Annotated in this window: 16 protein-coding genes and 1 tRNA gene; 9 read left to right on the forward strand and 8 right to left on the reverse strand. The window is 63.3% G+C overall.

Annotated features, from left to right (window positions below):
- Positions 1–66 precede the first annotated feature (66 nt).
- Complete coding sequence (gene hemN, locus U4Y91_RS29420) at positions 67–1,458, reverse strand: oxygen-independent coproporphyrinogen III oxidase (protein WP_321808012.1); 1,392 nt, start codon at positions 1,456–1,458, stop codon at positions 67–69.
- A 170-nt stretch (positions 1,459–1,628) separates the two neighbouring features.
- Here hemN and U4Y91_RS29425 point away from each other — a divergent pair, with 170 nt between their 5' ends.
- The 3 genes from U4Y91_RS29425 (at position 1,629) to U4Y91_RS29435 (ending at position 3,587) form a co-directional block, all read left to right on the forward strand.
- Positions 1,629–1,940, forward strand: coding sequence for a YkgJ family cysteine cluster protein (locus U4Y91_RS29425; RefSeq protein ID WP_044846310.1), 312 nt, complete (start codon positions 1,629–1,631; stop codon positions 1,938–1,940).
- Positions 1,941–2,096: 156 nt separating this feature from the next.
- Complete coding sequence (locus U4Y91_RS29430) at positions 2,097–2,678, forward strand: DUF1439 domain-containing protein (protein ID WP_044846254.1); 582 nt, start codon at positions 2,097–2,099, stop codon at positions 2,676–2,678.
- A gap of 78 nt (positions 2,679–2,756) precedes the next feature.
- Complete coding sequence (locus U4Y91_RS29435; protein WP_321808013.1) at positions 2,757–3,587, forward strand: undecaprenyl-diphosphate phosphatase; 831 nt, start codon at positions 2,757–2,759, stop codon at positions 3,585–3,587.
- A gap of 118 nt (positions 3,588–3,705) precedes the next feature.
- Here U4Y91_RS29435 and trmB read toward each other — a convergent pair whose 3' ends face one another.
- A complete protein-coding gene (gene trmB, locus U4Y91_RS29440; protein ID WP_059605632.1) occupies positions 3,706–4,473 on the reverse strand; it encodes a tRNA (guanosine(46)-N7)-methyltransferase TrmB in 768 nt (255 codons plus the stop codon).
- Between the two features lie 142 nt (positions 4,474–4,615).
- Positions 4,616–4,690: transfer RNA gene (locus U4Y91_RS29445), tRNA-Gly, on the reverse strand.
- A gap of 198 nt (positions 4,691–4,888) precedes the next feature.
- On the opposite strand from U4Y91_RS29445, the gene U4Y91_RS29450 reads away from it, so the two are divergent.
- Together U4Y91_RS29450 and U4Y91_RS29455 are read left to right on the forward strand one after the other, a co-directional pair.
- Positions 4,889–6,940 carry an ATP-binding protein gene (locus tag U4Y91_RS29450; protein ID WP_321808014.1) on the forward strand — a complete coding sequence of 684 codons (2,052 nt, stop codon included), beginning with the start codon at positions 4,889–4,891 and terminating at the stop codon, positions 6,938–6,940.
- A gap of 384 nt (positions 6,941–7,324) precedes the next feature.
- Positions 7,325–7,864, forward strand: a complete 540-nt coding sequence (locus U4Y91_RS29455) for a hypothetical protein (RefSeq protein WP_321808015.1) — start codon at positions 7,325–7,327, stop codon at positions 7,862–7,864.
- Positions 7,865–8,110: 246 nt separating this feature from the next.
- Here the strand turns inward: U4Y91_RS29455 and U4Y91_RS29460 are convergent, their stop codons facing one another.
- Entirely contained in the window at positions 8,111–9,772 is a 1,662-nt protein-coding gene (locus U4Y91_RS29460; RefSeq protein ID WP_321808016.1) for an ATP-binding protein, read from the reverse strand.
- Between the two features lie 8 nt (positions 9,773–9,780).
- Positions 9,781–10,293, reverse strand: a complete 513-nt coding sequence (locus U4Y91_RS29465; protein ID WP_321808017.1) for a HEPN domain-containing protein — start codon at positions 10,291–10,293, stop codon at positions 9,781–9,783.
- Between the two features lie 722 nt (positions 10,294–11,015).
- On the opposite strand from U4Y91_RS29465, the gene U4Y91_RS29470 reads away from it, so the two are divergent.
- Positions 11,016–11,360: a cupin domain-containing protein gene (locus U4Y91_RS29470; protein ID WP_027783759.1), complete on the forward strand. Its 345-nt coding sequence runs from the start codon at positions 11,016–11,018 to the stop codon at positions 11,358–11,360.
- A gap of 386 nt (positions 11,361–11,746) precedes the next feature.
- Positions 11,747–12,907, forward strand: a complete 1,161-nt coding sequence (locus tag U4Y91_RS29475; RefSeq protein WP_321808018.1) for an enolase C-terminal domain-like protein — start codon at positions 11,747–11,749, stop codon at positions 12,905–12,907.
- 83 nt (positions 12,908–12,990) lie between these two features.
- On the opposite strand, the gene U4Y91_RS29480 is transcribed toward U4Y91_RS29475, so the two are convergent.
- The 3 genes from U4Y91_RS29480 to U4Y91_RS29490 form a co-directional block, all read right to left on the reverse strand.
- Positions 12,991–13,527 carry a chromate transporter gene (locus tag U4Y91_RS29480; protein WP_321808019.1) on the reverse strand — a complete coding sequence of 179 codons (537 nt, stop codon included), beginning with the start codon at positions 13,525–13,527 and terminating at the stop codon, positions 12,991–12,993.
- Entirely contained in the window at positions 13,524–14,135 is a 612-nt protein-coding gene (locus U4Y91_RS29485) for a chromate transporter (RefSeq protein WP_321808020.1), read from the reverse strand. The genes U4Y91_RS29480 and U4Y91_RS29485 overlap by 4 nt, the downstream gene beginning before the upstream one ends.
- A 129-nt stretch (positions 14,136–14,264) precedes the next feature.
- Positions 14,265–15,020 (reverse strand): DeoR/GlpR family DNA-binding transcription regulator, encoded by a 756-nt coding sequence (locus tag U4Y91_RS29490; protein ID WP_257768139.1) that lies wholly within the window; start codon positions 15,018–15,020, stop codon positions 14,265–14,267.
- Positions 15,021–15,101: 81 nt separating this feature from the next.
- On the opposite strand from U4Y91_RS29490, the gene U4Y91_RS29495 reads away from it, so the two are divergent.
- Complete coding sequence (locus U4Y91_RS29495) at positions 15,102–15,707, forward strand: NUDIX domain-containing protein (protein ID WP_321808021.1); 606 nt, start codon at positions 15,102–15,104, stop codon at positions 15,705–15,707.
- A gap of 79 nt (positions 15,708–15,786) precedes the next feature.
- On the forward strand, positions 15,787–16,671 hold the full coding sequence (locus U4Y91_RS29500) for an SIR2 family NAD-dependent protein deacylase (RefSeq protein ID WP_321808022.1): 885 nt from the start codon (positions 15,787–15,789) through the stop codon (positions 16,669–16,671).
- The last annotated feature ends 20 nt before the right edge of the window (positions 16,672–16,691 follow it).

A 16,691-nucleotide genomic window follows, 5' to 3' on the forward strand; every position in this document is an offset into this window, starting at 1 on the left:
GGTTCTTGCAGGGGCGTGGAGCCCCTTACTTTATCAAACCGGCCGCCCGCATGCGGCCGTGCGCCGTCAGACGGTGCGCGAGTAGCGTTGCCGCGGCGTCTGGCCGAGGTACGCGTCGAACGCCATCGCGATGTTGCGTACGACCATCCGGCCGGCCGGATGGATCGTCAGGCGGTCGCCGGCGACGGTCAGCAGGCCGTCCTGCTCGAACCCGCGCAGCGCGTCGAGCTCGCGCGCGAAGTGATCGGCGAAGCGGATCCCGTGCGCCGCCTCGATATGCGAGAACGGCAGTTCGAGGTTGCACATCAGCTGCGTGATCACGTCGCGGCGCAGCCGGTCGTCCGGCGTGAGCCGCACGCCGCGCGCGATCGGCAGCCGGCCCGCGTCGAGCGCGGCGCCATAGGCCGGCAGGTCCTTCGCGTTCTGTGCGTAGACGTCGCCGACCTTGCCGATCGACGACACGCCGAAGCCGACCAGGTCGGTATCCGCGCGCGTGCTGTAGCCCTGGAAATTGCGTTGCAGCGTGCCGTTGCGTTGCGCGCGCACGAGTTCGTCGGAAGGCCGCGCGAAGTGGTCCATCCCGATGTACACGTAACCGGCCTGCGTCAGCATGTCGATCGCGAGGCCGAGCAGTGCGATGCGCGTTGCGGGCGGCGGCAGCGTCGCGTCGTCGATCTGCCGCTGCATCTTGAACAGGTGCGGCATGTGCGCGTAGCCGAATACCGACAGGCGGTCCGGCGCGAGCTCGATGATCGTCTCGAGCGTGCGCGCGAACACGGCGACCGTCTGGTGCGGCAGCCCGTAGATCAGGTCGACGCTGACCGATTGGAAGCCCGTCGTGCGCGCGGCCGACAGCAGGTCGGCCGTCATCGCGAGCGGCTGGACCCGGTTGATCGCCTGCTGCACGACCGGATCGAAATCCTGCACGCCGAGGCTCAGCCGGTTGAAGCCGATGTTGCGCAGGTGGACGAGCGTCGCGGGCGTGACCGTGCGCGGGTCGATCTCGATCGAGAACTCGGCGTCGGCGTCCGGCGCGAGCGCGAAATGTTCGCGGGTGGCCGCCATCAGCTCGGCCGTTTCGTCGTCGGACAGGAAGGTCGGCGTGCCGCCGCCCCAGTGAAGCTGCGTGACCGGGCGCGCGGGATCGAACAGCGCGGCCTGCAGCGCCAGTTCGCGCTTCAGTTGCTCGAGATACGGGCGCGCGCGGCGGCGGTTGTTGGTCGCGATCTTGTTGCAGCCGCAATAGAAGCAGGCCGTGTTGCAGAACGGGATGTGAAAGTACAGCGACAGGTCGCTCGCCGACGCGCCGGGATCTCCCGCGGCGCGCACGTAGTCGGCCGGGTCGAATTCGTCGCGGAACTGCAGCGCGGTGGGGTAGGACGTATAGCGCGGCCCGTTCGCGCCGTACTTCGCGAGCAAATCGGGACGGAACAGTGTGTCGGCAGAACCGGAACTCATGATGGTCTCGCGCTTTTTGGATGCTTTGGAGTATATGAACGCGCGTTTCGGCTGCATTGTGTAATAACGTCGCAGCCGGCGGTGGCACAATGCGCGGTGGGCTGCCGCACGCTGCGTCCGGTTGCCGCACCGTTTTTTGTTGTTCGTGAGAGAGCCGAGTGTCCGTCGAAATGCCTGTCCGTCCGGCGCCCGCCGAGGTCCCGCCGCCGCATGCGTGCCGCGAGGGGTGCGGCGCATGCTGCATCGCGCCGTCGATTTCCTCGCCGATTCCGGGGATGCCCGACGGCAAGCCGGCCGGCGTGCGCTGCGTGCAGCTCGGCGACGACCTGCGCTGCCGGATCTTCGGCCGGCCCGAGCGGCCCGCGTGCTGTTCCGGGCTGCAGCCGTCCGCCGAGATGTGCGGTGCGTCGCGCGACGACGCGCTCGCGTGGCTGACGCGCCTCGAGATCGCGACGCAGCCGTCGCCCGGCGCGGCCCGCTGACGCGCTGCCCGCTGACGCGCTGCCCGCGCTGTCGTTTGCGGGCGCGCGCATGGAACCGGCGACGCGCGTCGAAGCACTAACTTCGGTCCCCAGCGCCACATGGGGCGGAGCCGATAGCCAGACTGCCGCTTCGCCCGATACAGGAGATTGTCCAGCATGACCGCATCTTGCACGCCAGGCCGGCGCCGCTTCCTCGCCGCTTGCGCCGGCGCCATCGGCGTGTCGGTATCGCTCGCCGCCTGTGCGTCGACGTTTCCGTTCATTCCCGATCACTACACGTTCTCGCGCGGCGACGTGCAGAAAGCCGTCGCGCGCAAGTTTCCGTACCAGAAGACGGTCGCGCAGGTCGTCGACGTGTCGCTGGCGAATCCGGCCGTCAACCTGCTGCCCGACCAGAACCGCGTCGCGGTGCAGCTCGATGCGCATTTCGCGAGTCCGTTCCTGAGCGAACCGGTGAGCGGCAAGTTCACCGTGTCGGGCCAGCTGGCCTACGACGCACCGAGCCGCTCGGTCGTGCTGAAGGCGCCGGCCGTCGACAGCCTCGTGCTCGACGGCAACGCGCAGATGTACGCGCAACAGGTCGGCGCGGCCGCCGGCCTGCTCGCGACGCAGGTGCTGACCAACTATCCGATCTATACGTTCAAGCCCGAGCAACTGCAATTTGCCGGCGTGAACTACGAACCCGGTACAATTACGATTCTTACAAACGGCATACGCGTGGCGATCGTCGAAAAGTGACGGCGCACCGCGCGCGGCCGGGCGGGCCGCGGCGGTGACGCGGCCCTTTCTTTCGACTACTTCGGAGTTGGGCCACGGATGGACTGGATCCTGATCTGCAAGGCATTGATCCTCGGCGTCGTCGAGGGGCTGACGGAATTCCTCCCGGTGTCGAGCACCGGCCACCTGATCGTCGCGGGCAGCTTCCTGAATTTCAACGATGCGCACGCGAAGACCTTCGACGTCGTGATCCAGTTCGGCGCGATTCTCGCGGTCTGCTGGGAATACCGGCAGCGGATCGTGTCCATCGTGTCCGGGCTGCCGAGCCGGCCCGACGCGCAGCGCTTCACGCTGAACGTCGTGATCGCGACCATTCCCGCGATCGCGCTCGGCCTGCTGTTCGAGAAGAAGATCAAGGCCGTGCTGTTCTCGCCGGTGCCGGTCGCATTCGCGCTCGTCGTCGGCGGCGCGATCATCCTGTGGGCCGAGGCGCGGCAGCGCGAACGCAGCGAGCCGCCGCGCGTGCAGTCGGTCGATGCGCTCACGCCGCTCGATGCGCTGAAGGTCGGCCTCGCGCAATGCTTCGCGCTGGTGCCGGGCATGTCGCGCTCCGGCTCGACGATCATCGGCGGGATGCTGTTCGGCCTCGACCGGCGCGTCGCGACCGAATTCTCGTTCTTCCTCGCGATTCCGATCATCTTCGGCGCGACGCTCTATGAAACCGTCAAGGACTGGCAGGCATTCACGGTCGACTCGCTCGGCCTGTTCGCGCTCGGGCTGCTTGCCGCGTTCGTCAGCGCGTTCGTGTGCGTGCGCTGGCTGCTGCGCTTCGTCGCGACGCACGACTTCACCGTGTTCGCGTGGTACCGGATCGCGTTCGGCCTGTTCGTGCTGCTGGTGGGCTACAGCGGGTGGCTGAACTGGGCGTGATGCCGGTGCGGGGGCGAGGGCGCTTCCAATGACAAACGGCCCGATCGGCAGCAGATGCCGGTCGGGCCGTTTGTCATTGCGCGGCGCGCAGCGTGCGTCGTGCCGCTGCGTGTCGTGGTCAGCCGGCGCGCTTGCGGAACACCAGGTCCCACACGCCGTGGCCGAGCCGCAGCCCGCGTCGTTCGAACTTCGTGACGGGGCGGTAGTCGGGGCGCGGCGCGTAGTCGGCGGCCGTGTTTTCGAGCGTCGGTTCGGCGCCCAGCACTTCGAGCATCTGTTCCGCGTAGTTCTGCCAGTCGGTCGCGCAATGCAGGTACGCACCCGGTTTCAGGCGCGATGCGAGGTGCGCGACGAGCGGCGGCTGGATCAGCCGGCGCTTGTGGTGACGCGCCTTGTGCCACGGATCCGGGAAGAAGATGTGCACGCCGTCGAGGCTTTCCGGCGCGAGCATGTGCTCGAGCACTTCGACCGCGTCGTGCTGGATGATGCGGATGTTCGGCAGGTCCTGCTCGCCGATCAGCTTCAGCAGCGCGCCGACGCCCGGCTCGTGCACCTCGACGCCGAGGAAGTCGTCGCCCGGGCGATGCGCGGCGATTTCCGCGGTCGACGCGCCCATCCCGAAGCCGATTTCCAGGATGCGCGGCGCGCGGCGGCCGAACACTGCGTCCCAGTCGGGGATTTCAGCGGCGTACGGCACGACGAAGCGCGGGCCCAGATCGTCGAGCGCGCGGCGCTGGCCGGTCGACACGCGGCCGGCGCGCGTCACGAAGCTGCGGATGCGGCGTCGGTGCAGCGGATTGACTTCGTCGGCGCCGTCGGCGGCTTCGTCGGGAAGGGCGGCGTCGTCCGGCGGCAGGCCGGCTTCGTTCGGATCGTCGTGCATCATCGGTGACAGAGAAAGGCTTGGTTCGGGCGCGGGCCCGTTACGCCCGCTACGCGCAGCGGTGCTGCCGGATGGACAGGCAGATGGTACAAAAAAGCCGCCTTCGACGAGGCGGCTCTTGCGCAGGCTGCCGAGCAGCCGAAGGTGGAGCGGGCGATGGGAATCGAACCCACGTCATCAGCTTGGGAAGCTGAGGTAATGGCCATTATACGACGCCCGCAGAACGCGTAATTCTACAGGGGTTTGGGTGGGGATGGCAAGCGGGCGGTTTTGCGCGGTGGCATCGAAACTGGCATGGCCGCGTAGCTGGGCCGTGGCATCGCTGAAGGTGCGTTTTTTCGGATGCCACTGCGTCCACGTCCCACTTGACCTCGCTTAAGGGTTCGTTCCATTCTGTGCGGCTATGTCGGATCTGAAGATGGTTGACGAACTTCTAATAGAAAAGGGATGGGACCGGATGAGCGCGACGGGGGCAGGCTTTAGCGTTGATTTGAATTCTTTGCTGCTGCGCGAGAGCGAGCAAGTTGAATGGAAGGAGAACGTAGCTGACATAGACGACGTCGTTGCCACTATCTCGGCCTTTGCAAACGACTGGTCAAATCTAGGGGGTGGATATGTCGTCTGTGGCGCTGCGGAAAAGAAGGACGAGCATGGATTCCCTGCGGTCAATCTTGTCGGATTGACGGCTTCGCGTTTGCGCGAGATTGAGGGGCGGGTGCTGACTGCATGTCGCGATAGGGTTTTTCCGGGAATCGCTCCGCTCGTGCGTGAGCTGGATGGGCCTACGCCTGACAAGCGTATTTTGGTCTTCGTTGTTGCGGCGACATCCCATGCCCACACATTTCGCCGTGGCGATGATAGTGGGAAGCACTATGTACGATTGAGTCGAGAGACTCGAGAAGCTCGTGATGGAATTCTCCGAGAGTTGTTGGTTCGTAAGGGCGATGTCGAGCCGTGGGATAGACGGATATGCCCTACCGCGACTACGAACGATCTTGATTTGGTTGCATTCCGGGACGCCTTGCAGCGAATGAACGTCTTCGATCCCAATCGAGGGATTGATGAGTATTTGTCGGACACGCAGTCGTTGAGCCCATTTGTGCCACCGCTGTGCGGACGAGACGCTCTGACAGGGCAATTGAGGCCTCGAAATTTTGCGGTGCTGCTATTTGCGCGACAGCTCCAGTTACACGTGCCCGGTGCTTATGCTTTGCTCTCCATTTACCCGGGAGTTGACAGATCTGAACCTCACGCTGAGAGGCATGAACTAGCTGGGTCCCTCATCGAGCAAGCAAGACGATCGATCGACCTGCTTGGAATTCAGAGTCATGTCGCTTTTGATAAGACAAATGCTCAGAGTCCTAATGCGTTGAAATATCCACGCCAAGCGCTCACAGAAGCCATGGTGAATGCGCTCGCGCATAGAGACTACGAACGGCCGGAGCCGACTCGAACTACGGTCTTCTCGGATCGGATTGAAATTACCTCTCCTGGTTCTCTGCCAACGGGTGTTCGAGTGGACGCCTTCCGCGAAGGTAAGGCGACTTCTAAATGGAGAAATCAAAGCCTAGCATGGTTTCTGAACCGTTTACAGTTGGCTCAAGCCGAAGGGCAGGGGATACCTACGATCATTCGGTCTATGCGAGAAGAGGGTTGTCCTGCCCCCAGCTTTGACGTTACAGAGGCAACCGTTGCTTGCCTGTTACCCGCTCACCCTCGTCATGCGCTCGCACGTGAGTACAGTGCTATCGAGGAAGCAATTTCGCTTGGAGAGTTTTATAACGCGAAAGATCGTGTCGATACACTGCTGCAACGTGATCCGCTGAATCATCGAGTGGTAGGGCTCTTGGCAGATGTATCGATGGCGCTTGCGGATGTGTCATTGGTCCGTGATTACATAAATCATCAACGAATTCACTTGGCCGGGCTACCTCCTTTCGTGCTTACACGGCTCGCGGATGCGCTAACCTTGCGTGAGCAACCGACACAAAATGACCGTGAAGAAGCCCGAAAGTTGTACTTGGCTGCCTCTCAAGGCTATGTGGAGGAGCGAGAAGTACGAAAGCTCGCTCAGGGATTGAGTCGCTCGGGCGGAGATCATGCTGCGGTGGAGTTTTTGAATAAGCAATTTCGCGATCACCCGGAGTGGAGCACCAATCCGTCACTACTCCAAGTGCGTGGTAACGCATATATCGGGATGGCGAAGCAGTGTGCGCAAACAGCCCGCAACAGTCGGCAGTTGTCAGCGCAAGCAAGGCGACGGGCGTGGGATGACTGTAGGCGTTTCTTGGCCTCTGCACGGCGAGACCTCGAGCAGGCGTTAACAACGGAGGATATGAATCTCCGAGACATCGTCCAAAAGAATTTGGATTTCGCAATCAAGCAACAGCGGGCTGCCGGTGCAGATCGAGGGCGCAGCGCGCAGGGAAATTCCCAGTCGAAACCGCGTGATCAACGTAGGTCGAGCTAGAGCGGAGCAAGCAAGTGGCCGAGTTCTATTGAGCCACGTCGTTGTTTTGTTTCGGAGGTATTGGGGTGATCGTTAGGTGGGGCGGTATTAAACCTCTAACGATTATCCGTTGCGTGTCAATTTCAAAATTCGCGATCTGATTGTGGTTGCGATAGCGAGCAGCGATCTCGGACGCAGTTGCATTCGGCTACTGATAGGTGGGGAGCGCCATCAGTGCAGCAGTCGAAATACCATCATCCGAGAAACTCTCCGGATACTCATGCTGTCCCGGCTTCACCCGAACCTTATCGGTGCGTCGATACGACCCGGGGCCGGCAGGCACGATGACGAAGACGGTACTGCAGCTCCATCCGACCGGGCAGTCCGACAACCTTGAGAGGCAACATGTCAAGAGATCTCTTCGCAGCCGACATAGACGCAAAGCTTGAACAATTCCATTTAGCTTTCGACCGTAGGGCTGATCTTTTAATGGCGGTTCTTCGCGGGCACATGATGGTCGAAGAACGGCTGCACGATATCATCTCTGCGGGTGTCGCGAACTACGTTAGGCCTACTGCCGAGAACGACATCTTCAGTTTCGGTACTGCGGCAAAGCTTGCGCATGCAATTGTGGGCACCGCTGCCGATGCCAATTTTTGGAAGGGCATTACATCCTTGAACTCCCTTCGTAATGCTCTCGGACACCGAGACCAGCCCGTGCGCCTCGATAAGCTTCTGACTAAGTTCTTCGAAGATACCGAACTGGCGGCCGCTCATCTATTCAAGGGACGCGACATTACGTATAGGCATACAGGTGAGACCGAGGAAACCACCGCTGTTGCCATACGATTGCGCTGCATGGCGCTATGGGCCATCCTCGGAGTCCATGCAGACAATCTCGCGAGAGACTTGGACGCTGCACTGATGTCCCGACGACCAAGATAAAGACTCTTCACGTCGTCAGCGGCGACAGCTTAGTCGTCTGACACGCGTTGAACAACCTCGTTCATTGAGCGGTGCACAAACTGTTTGCCAAGTTCGGTCAGAACGTATTGCTTGCTTCCCTCGAATGCGGACTCGACCGTTGCGTTAGCTGACGCCCAAAGATGCTCAGGGGGCACGCCCCCTGATCCCGAACGGGTCCCAACTATTGGCAAGGAGCCGCAGAAGCGCCGGTTGCAGGGTGATGGGTCAAATATCTGTATTAGCTACCTCTAGCCCACCAATCGTTTCTAGCGGAAACATCGGACCCTGCCGTAATAGTGCAACCAAACGTAGAACTGTATTTCCGAGCTTGGGCGGTTCCGTACTTCGAGTCTTTTTAAGCACCATGTGACCATGTTCAAAATCTAACACGCGCAATCTCTGCTTCAGTCGGGATCCTGAGTATTGACTTAAGTCTAGCAAATAGACCTCTGAACGCTGCCCTGCCTGATTCGGGTCAGATAGACTTGCATTGATCAGATGTAACATCCGAAGATCCGCGAGCGCTTGTAGAACGCGATATTCAGCGCCGTGCGTTTCCTTGTCACGAAAATCCACGCGGAAAAACGTGATCTGTTTTTCTGTGAGCAGGAAAGTTCGTATCTTGTTAAGTGCATCAATGAGAACGGCAGATCGCCCTTCAACCGCAGCCGCATCATCTTCAAGTTCCTGCGATTTGGTTTGCCCAGCGATGCCGGCGGCATTATTTACGTCCTGAACGCCCACTGCAGATGCATTGGTTCGTTGTCGAGCAGTCTGAATAGACGCCGCGCACAATGTCAGGAAGTCTCGCGGCACCCCGCCTGAGGCAAGCACTAAGCGCTCAAGCGCGGATGAACTCAAAATATGGCTGAGGGGCAGCGCACCGCATTCCTCAACATAACCTCGTAGCACATCAAGAAGGAACTTGCTGGCTCGCTCTGGATGCTCTAGCGTCACGTCTAGATTAATGATGGTTGCATCGTGTCCAGTTTGTAAGCCCGTTGGAGGGTTTGGTATGAACCAACGAGTTTGGTGCTGAATACCAGCGACTTTTAGCCAGACGGGATTATCTCGCGTGATACCGTGAAGAAGATCCAATAACAACGGAACCTGAGGCACGGACAGATAGTGGATATCATCCAGAAAAATATATGTCTGGAGATTCGCTTCTATACTGAAGCGGGAGATTGCCTGCTGAATCAGCGGGACGAGGCCTGACGCTTCATCGATGCTCAAATCTTTTGAGTACAACCGCTCCTCAATTTTTGCGCGTACAGCTGTAATAAGCTGAATACTCGCTGCCGTACTTGTACCGGCTTGGTACGCGCCAATTGCGAGATCGCACAGGCGCGAAACAACTGTTAGGAAAGCTTTGCCGGCATCCAAGCTTCTGAATGGATGCATGTTGACCCATAGGGCGAGTGCTCCATTTTTTTCAAGCAGTCTTTTAGCCTCCAGTAAAAGGGAGGTTTTTCCCACGCCTCGTCTGCCAAAGATAAGTTGGTGTCGCGATGAGAGTGCAAGATTCAAGCGTTCATCGACGTCCTTAATAAATCGGAGGCTCGGCTGCGTTTCTGACGTGCGGGAGCGGGCGCTCAACAACTCCAGTAGATCATTAACTCGTGCGTCATGGACGTTCTTGACGGAACCTCCAGTCATCTTCTTTTGCACCGACGAAGATGCCACTTTGCGGATCGTAACGAAACCGTTTTCTATGATGCTATCTAGCTTTTGGGCTAGACCAATAGCTCGGTCATACTCGGATTCCACCTCGACAATAACAATCGTTTCCCCGGGAAAACTACGAACGTGGATAGCGGATGGTGCCAAACCAGCGGATGAAAATTCCCGTTCAACTAGTTGTCGTACTGTATTTTCAGTTGCCATGGATATCCTTACGACTTGGAGCGTATGTATGTGCGCGTCAGCGTGATCAGTTTGGCGGCATCAGCAATTAAATTTCGAGCGACGTCGTCGAATTGATCATCTCTTTTTGGGTACGGATCATAGTCGGCACGATTCCGCTCAAGTCGGGCATTCTTTAGTATGTTCTGCCACGTCGAGTGATTGGGAAAATCTGTCGGCAACTTCGATGGCAAAACGGTGTGTTGTTCGTGGTCATCGCCACCGTGTGACAAGAAAGTAGCAGCCCGGAGCGCATGATACATGGCGTAGTAGGCTCTGCTGACGACAGTTCTCTTTAAACTGGCGTTAGCCGCATACAGAGTCTTGGCATCTTTAAGAAATGAACTTGCTAGACTGAGTCGGTCTAGTGATGCCTTAACGCGAAGGCCTCGCATGTCGTATCCGGTGCGAGCAACAATACTCGCGCCGGCAGCCAAGTAGTCAAGTCGCTCTTTGGGGGACTTGGACACAAACAGCAGGTCATCCGGACTGGCCTTGCGCATGGTCTATCGGTGATTGTTATTTCAGAAGTTGGCATGCCTCGAACGCGGCTCCCCGCTTATGCACGGCAGTATACCTTGCCCGGCGCGAGGCGCGCGTGCTAGTGGAGGGTCGATCGTCGCGTCGGAGACCGGTCGACTATCTTGCGCCCAGCGGATTCGCTAGACCGCGTTATCGGGACGAAGCAAGGCGTCGCGTGAGATGTTGGCGGCGGACCGCAGGGCCGTAAATACGCCCTATGTCAGCAGCTTTCGTCGAGCGGCGCTGGGGCGAAAACTGGCATCGCTGTGAGCCCCGCATGAACGGTGGTTCTTCGTGGAGACGGGAGAAAACGTGACGTGAGAACGCGCGTGGATAGTGGTTTTGATTAACGCGTTGGGGCTCGGGAAGCTGAGGTAATGGCCATTATACGACGCCCGCAGAACGTGCAATTCTACAGGGTTTGGCGCGGATGTTGCAGGCGAGGCGTTTTGAGGCGTTTTGGCCGCCGGCCTTGAAACCGGCATGGCCCGGTGGCGGTGCGATCGATCGCCGGTAATGAGCGTCGAGGATCGGTCTGCAGCGGTCCGTCAACGCAAGGCCGTCCGGAAAATGCGCTGGCGGCGCGCCCGCATGCGGGCCCGTGTCGAAAATGGACGAGTCGGTGTCGGACGCATACAAGCTGCGGTGCAGGTTTCGAACTAACGTGACAGACCTCTTACCCGATCGTTAGTCTGGAGCTGACATGTCCGATTTCATCACCGTTCTGCGCAAAACCTGCCCGACCCCGGTCCTCGACGCGACCAAGTGGAAGCGTATCGGCGGCGATCCGCACACCGTGAACCTCAACGCCTACGTCTCCAAGGACGGCAGCAAGATCATGGGCACCTGGATCTGCACGCCGGGCAAGTTCGAGGTGAACTACGAGAAATGGGAGTACTGCCACTTCCTCGACGGCTACTGCATCATCACGCCGGAAGGCGAGGAGCCTGTGCACCTGAAGGCCGGCGACGTGTTCGTGATCGAACCCGGCATGAAAGGAACGTGGGAAGTGGTGGAGACGGTGCGCAAGTACTTCGTCTTCGCGTGAGCGCGGGGATCGGCTCGGGCTGCGCCAACGCGCCGGTCGCACCGACGCGTTGAGCCGCACCTTCAGCCGATACCGACGAACAGCGGATTCAGCCGGGGATCGCCAGCAGCGAACCCCCGGCCCAATAAAATAAAACGCGTTCCGGTTCGGAAACAGCTCGCCGAGCGTGGTCGCACGCCCGGCACTACGGAGCACGCGTGCGCGCACCGATGCGATACGGCACGATTCGGACGCTGTCGATCGAGTCGTATGACTTCACGGCATCGCGACGGTCGCGAGCCTGCAGGGCATCGCGCAAGCGCCTATGATGCAGCGATCCGCCCGTCACGCCGGCTGCCGCGCGCGCATGGCCCGCGAACGCCGAACGTTTTCCCGGAACCCTGACCATGCGCATCACCGACATCCGCGAGCAGGCGATCCCGGTTTCCCGCTATGCCGATCCGGCGATTCCATCGGGCGGCCTGACGACGAGCGTCGTCGCGATCGTCACCGATGTCGTGCGCGATGGCCGGCCGGTCACGGGCTACGGCTACGCGTCGGTCGGCCGCCATGCGCAGGGCGGGCTGATTCGCGAACGGTTCGCGCCGCGTCTGCTGGCCGCCGCGCACGCCATCGCCGACGACGCCGGCACGAATCTCGATCCGTTTCGCGCATGGCGCGCGATGATGGCGGGCGAGAAGCCCGGCGGGCACGGCGAACGCTGCGTCGCGGTCGGCGTGCTCGACATGGCGATCTGGGATGCCGCCGCGAAGATCGCGGGCCTGCCGCTCCATCGCTTCGTCGCCGACCGGCTCGCGCGCCACGCGGCGCCCCGCGTGCGCGTCTACGCGGGCGGCGGCTACCGTTATCCGCACGACGATCTCGCGCACCTGTCGGACGAGATGCGCCGCATCGCCGATCTCGGCTACACGCACGCGAAGATCAAGCTCGGCGGCCCGGATATCGACCAGGACATACGCCGCATCGAAGCCGCCGCGGCCTGCCTTGCCGACAGCTCGCATCTCGCGGTCGACGCGATGAACGCGTACGACGCGACGAGCGGCCCCGCCGCCGCCGCGCGGCTGGCGCCGTTCGAACTCTGGTGGTTCGAGGATCTGTGCGACCCGCTCGACCTGCCGCTTCATGCGGACCTGACTGCGCAATACACGCCGCCGGTCGCGGCCGGCGAGGCGTTGTTCTCGCTCGCGGAAGCGAAGCTGCTCGAGCGCTACGGCGGCCTGCGCCCGGACCGCGACGTCCTCGTGTTCGATCCGGTGCATTGCTATGGCCTGCCGGGCTACCTGCAGATCGTCGACCATTTCGTGTCGAATGGCTGGCGGCGCGATGCGTTCTGGCCGCATGGCGGTCATCTGTTCTCGCTGCACGTCGTGTCGGCGCTCGGGCTTGGCGGCGCGGAAGTCAGCCCGTTCGCGTTCCATCCGTTCAGCGGCCTGGCGGACGGCGCAACGGTCGACGCCGGCTACACGCCCGTGCCGCAGGCGCCGGGCATCGGTTTCGAGCTGCATGCCGATGCCTGTCGCGCGTTTCGCTCGGTCGCGGGCCGCTGATCGGCGCCGCCGGTGTCAGCGCGCGTCGATCGCGAAGCGGGCCGTGCATGCGCTGACGGACCGGCTTGGCGCCGATGCCGCCGTCAGCCGATCGCGTGCACGCCGACCAGCAGCAACGCGCCGACGACGATCAGCAGCAGCGCATGAATGCGCGTGCCCATCACGCACACGGTCGACCCGACCGCGATCGCCCGCGCGGCCCAGCCGCCGTCGAGCGCGCGCAGCAGCACCCAGACCGACGCGAGGATCATGCCGGCCGCGACCGGGCGCAGGCCGGCTTCGAGTGCGATCTGCCAGCGTGCGCCCTGGTGCCGCCGCCACAGATGCGCGACGCCGTAGATCAGGAACGCGGTCGGCCCGAACAGCGCGAGCGTCGCGATCACCGCGCCCCAGAAGCCCGCCACCTGCCAGCCGATCAGCGTCGCGAGCAGCGAGCCGGGGCCGGGTGCCATCCGCGCGATCGCGAAGTCGTTCACGAACTGCGTGGCCGTCATCCAGTGATGCACGTCGACGACCTGCCGCTGGATGTCGGCGATGATCGCCTGTCCGCCGCCGATCGTCGCGATCGACAGCGGCGCGAATACGCCGAACAGGGCGGCGTAGCGTGACGGGGGCGTCATCGTTCGGCGCTCCCGGCCGCGGTGGCGCCCGCACGGCGGTATTCGAGCGCGACGCTCAGCGTGCCGCCGATCAGCACGGTCCAGACGAGCGGCCAGTGCAGCACCGCCACCGACACGAACGTGAGCGTTGTCACCGCGAACGGCAGCGCGCGGCGCGGCAGCCGGCGCACCGCGGTGATCGCCATCGAGATCGACAGCCCGATTGCCGCGGCGGCCGCGCCCGCGAGTGCGACATGCGTGAGCGGAAAGCGCGTGAGCGTCGAGAACGCGACGCCGAACAGCACGATCAGCACGGCCGGCGGCGCGATGATGCCGGTGAAGCCGGCCACCGCGCCGCGCCATCCGGCCAGCCGGTAGCCGATCCAGATCGCGAGGTTCTTCACGTTGACGCCCGGCAGCGCCTGCGACAGCGCGAGGCCGTTGAGGAACGCCTCTTCGTCGAGCCAGCGCCGCTCGTGAACGAAGTCGCGCATCATGCGCCCGCTCAGCCCGCCGCCGAAGCTGGTGAGGCCGATTTGCGCGAACGCGATGAACAGGGCGAGGACGCCGGGGGGCGGGGCAACGCCGTCGGGCGGCGCGGGTGCGATCGGGTTGGCGGGCGAAGACATCGGACGGACCAGGCGCGGCGGGTGGGCAGTCGCCCATGGTAGCAAGCGGTGCCTGTCAGCACGCTGACATCGGGCCGGCGCGGATGCTTGCGCAACGACGTCGGCGCGCCCGCCGAAACCGGCGCGCGGCTAGGCCCGCACGACCGTCACGCCCGCGGCCTCGATCGGCTCGGTCAGCGCCGCATCGGTTTCCCGTTCGACCACGATGGCCTGCGCGAGCGCGAGCTCGCCGATCACGAACTGCGACGCCGCACGCAGCTTGGATTGCGACGCCAGCACGATCGTCTCGCCGGCTCGCGCGGCCAGCGCGCGCTTGATCGCCGCTTCCTCGAAGTCGCCGGTGCTGAGCCCCGCGACCGGATGAACGCCCGTGACGCCCATGAAATACAGGTCGGCGTGAATGCGCGCGATGCCTTCCATCGCCGCGGCGCCCACCGCGACGATCGAATGCTTGTACAACCGTCCGCCGATCAGGATCACGTCGATCGACGGATGCGCGGCCAGCGCGACGGCGACGCTCGGGCTGTGCGTGACGATCGTCGCGCGCAGGTCGGGCGGCAACTGGCTGACGAGCAAGGCCGAGGTCGTGCCGCCGTCGACGATCACGACCTGTCCGGGCGCGATCATCTGCGCGGCCCGGCGTGCGATACGCCGCTTTTCCGCCGTGTCGAGCGTCTCGCGCTGCGCGAACGGCGCGACGGCCGGCGACGCCGGCAGCGCGCCGCCGTGCACGCGTTGCAGCAGGCCTTCGGCCGCCAGCTCGCGCAGGTCGCGGCGGATCGTGTCCTCGGACACGCCGAATTGCGCGCTCAGTTCGACAGCCAGCACCTGGCCGTCGCGGGCGAGCGCGTCGAGGATCGCTTTCTTGCGTTGGGTCGTCAGCATCGTGATTGCACGAAATTTCTTGAAAGTGCACGAATATGCACGTTACCATGAGCGCCGTCACTTGTCGAATGGGAGGCCGCCATGGCTGCAACGCGGGACCGCGTCCGCATCGTCGATACGACGGTGCTGTCCGATGACTGGTATGTGCTGAAGAAGGTCACGTTCGATTTCCTGCGCCGCGACGGCACGTGGCAGCGCATGAGCCGCGAAACCTACGATCGCGGCAACGGCGCGACCATCCTGCTGCGCAACGCGGCGACGGGCGACGTGCTGCTCACGCGCCAGTTCCGGATGCCGGCGTTCGTCAACGGACACGACGGGATGCTGCTCGAAGCCGCCGCCGGCCTGCTCGACGACGCGACGCCCGACGCACGCATCCGTGCCGAGGCCGAAGAGGAAACCGGCTATCGCGTGCGCGGCGTGCGCAAGGTGTTCGAGGCGTTCATGAGCCCGGGCTCGGTGACGGAGAAGCTGCATTTCTTCGTCGGCGAATACGATGCGTCGCTGCGCACGGGCGATGGCGGCGGGATCGCGGAGGAGGGCGAGGATCTCGAGGTCGTCGAGATGCCGCTGCACGCGGCGCTGGATGCCGTCGAGCGCGGCGAGATCGTCGACGCGAAGACGATCATGCTGCTGCAGTACGTCGCGCTGCGTGAACCAGCGGGCGGGCGCGCAACGACGGGATGAGGCCGCGGCGCGGCACTCGAACGGGCGTATGATCGCGCGACGCCATTCGTACACCGTTCGACGCTCCCGCTGCGCCATCATGCCGATTTCCGATTCGCCCGACTCCATCGGTTCCGCCGATTCCAACGCCGCTGCCGCGCCACTGCCGGCACATCTGGTCGCGTCCGCCGTCGAGGCGCTCGCGCGGGCCGATGCGCTGCTCGTGACGGCCGGCGCCGGCATCGGCGTCGATTCGGGGCTGCCCGATTTCCGCGGCACGGACGGCTTCTGGCGCGCGTATCCGGCGCTGCGCCACGAGCGTTTCGAATTCCACGAGATCGCGTCGCCGCAGGCGTTCCGCGCGCATCCGCAGCTTGCGTGGGGCTTCTACGGGCACCGTCTCGAACTCTACCGTCGCACGGTGCCGCACGCGGGCTTCGCGATCCTGCGGCGCTGGATGGACGCGATGCCGAACGGCGGCTTCGTGCTGACGAGCAATGTCGACGGCCAGTTCCAGAAGGCCGGCTTCGATCCGGCGCGTGTCGTCGAGATTCACGGTTCGATTCATTCGATGCAGTGCCTGCGACCCTGCTCGGACGACACGTGGGACGCCGCGCCGTTCACGCCCGACGTCGATGCGGCCGCGTGCCGGCTGGTCGGCGAGTTGCCGCGCTGCCCGCGGTGCGGCGGCCTCGCGCGGCCGAACATCCTGATGTTCGGCGACCGCGGCTGGCTCGGTGAACGCTACGACGCGCAGGAGCGGGCGCTGCACGACTGGATCGCGCAGGCAGGACGGGTGAGCGTCGTCGAGATCGGCGCGGGCACCGCGATTCCGACCGTGCGGCTGCTGAGCGAACGGCTCGGCGCCGACGTGATCCGCATCAACGCCCGCGAAGCCCATGCGCGCCGCGCGGACGTGATCGGGCTGAAGGGCGGCGCGCTCGCGACGCTCGTCGCGCTCGACCGCGCACGGCACGGTGATTGAACGCCGCGCCCCGGCACGGC

It is taken from the genome of Burkholderia sp. BCC1993, from assembly GCF_905339865.1.
In the GTDB taxonomy this organism is placed as follows: domain Bacteria; phylum Pseudomonadota; class Gammaproteobacteria; order Burkholderiales; family Burkholderiaceae; genus Burkholderia.

Bases quoted from the DNA above. Each gene is read 5' to 3' on its own strand.
- U4Y91_RS29430 (WP_044846254.1), top strand. From the start codon at position 2,097: ATGACCGCATCTTGCACGCCAGGCCGGCGCCGCTTCCTCGCCGCTTGC.
- U4Y91_RS29435 (WP_321808013.1), top strand. From the start codon at position 2,757: ATGGACTGGATCCTGATCTGCAAGGCATTGATCCTCGGCGTCGTCGAG.
- U4Y91_RS29455 (WP_321808015.1), top strand. From the start codon at position 7,325: ATGTCAAGAGATCTCTTCGCAGCCGACATAGACGCAAAGCTTGAACAA.
- U4Y91_RS29465 (WP_321808017.1), bottom strand. From the start codon at position 10,293: ATGCGCAAGGCCAGTCCGGATGACCTGCTGTTTGTGTCCAAGTCCCCC.
- U4Y91_RS29475 (WP_321808018.1), top strand. From the start codon at position 11,747: ATGCGCATCACCGACATCCGCGAGCAGGCGATCCCGGTTTCCCGCTAT.
- U4Y91_RS29450 (WP_321808014.1), top strand. From the start codon at position 4,889: ATGGTTGACGAACTTCTAATAGAAAAGGGATGGGACCGGATGAGCGCG.
- U4Y91_RS29490 (WP_257768139.1), bottom strand. From the start codon at position 15,020: ATGCTGACGACCCAACGCAAGAAAGCGATCCTCGACGCGCTCGCCCGC.
- trmB (WP_059605632.1), bottom strand. From the start codon at position 4,473: ATGATGCACGACGATCCGAACGAAGCCGGCCTGCCGCCGGACGACGCC.
- U4Y91_RS29495 (WP_321808021.1), top strand. From the start codon at position 15,102: ATGGCTGCAACGCGGGACCGCGTCCGCATCGTCGATACGACGGTGCTG.
- U4Y91_RS29485 (WP_321808020.1), bottom strand. From the start codon at position 14,135: ATGTCTTCGCCCGCCAACCCGATCGCACCCGCGCCGCCCGACGGCGTT.
- U4Y91_RS29425 (WP_044846310.1), top strand. From the start codon at position 1,629: ATGCCTGTCCGTCCGGCGCCCGCCGAGGTCCCGCCGCCGCATGCGTGC.
- U4Y91_RS29480 (WP_321808019.1), bottom strand. From the start codon at position 13,527: ATGACGCCCCCGTCACGCTACGCCGCCCTGTTCGGCGTATTCGCGCCG.
- U4Y91_RS29460 (WP_321808016.1), bottom strand. From the start codon at position 9,772: ATGGCAACTGAAAATACAGTACGACAACTAGTTGAACGGGAATTTTCA.
- hemN (WP_321808012.1), bottom strand. From the start codon at position 1,458: ATGAGTTCCGGTTCTGCCGACACACTGTTCCGTCCCGATTTGCTCGCG.
- U4Y91_RS29470 (WP_027783759.1), top strand. From the start codon at position 11,016: ATGTCCGATTTCATCACCGTTCTGCGCAAAACCTGCCCGACCCCGGTC.
- U4Y91_RS29500 (WP_321808022.1), top strand. From the start codon at position 15,787: ATGCCGATTTCCGATTCGCCCGACTCCATCGGTTCCGCCGATTCCAAC.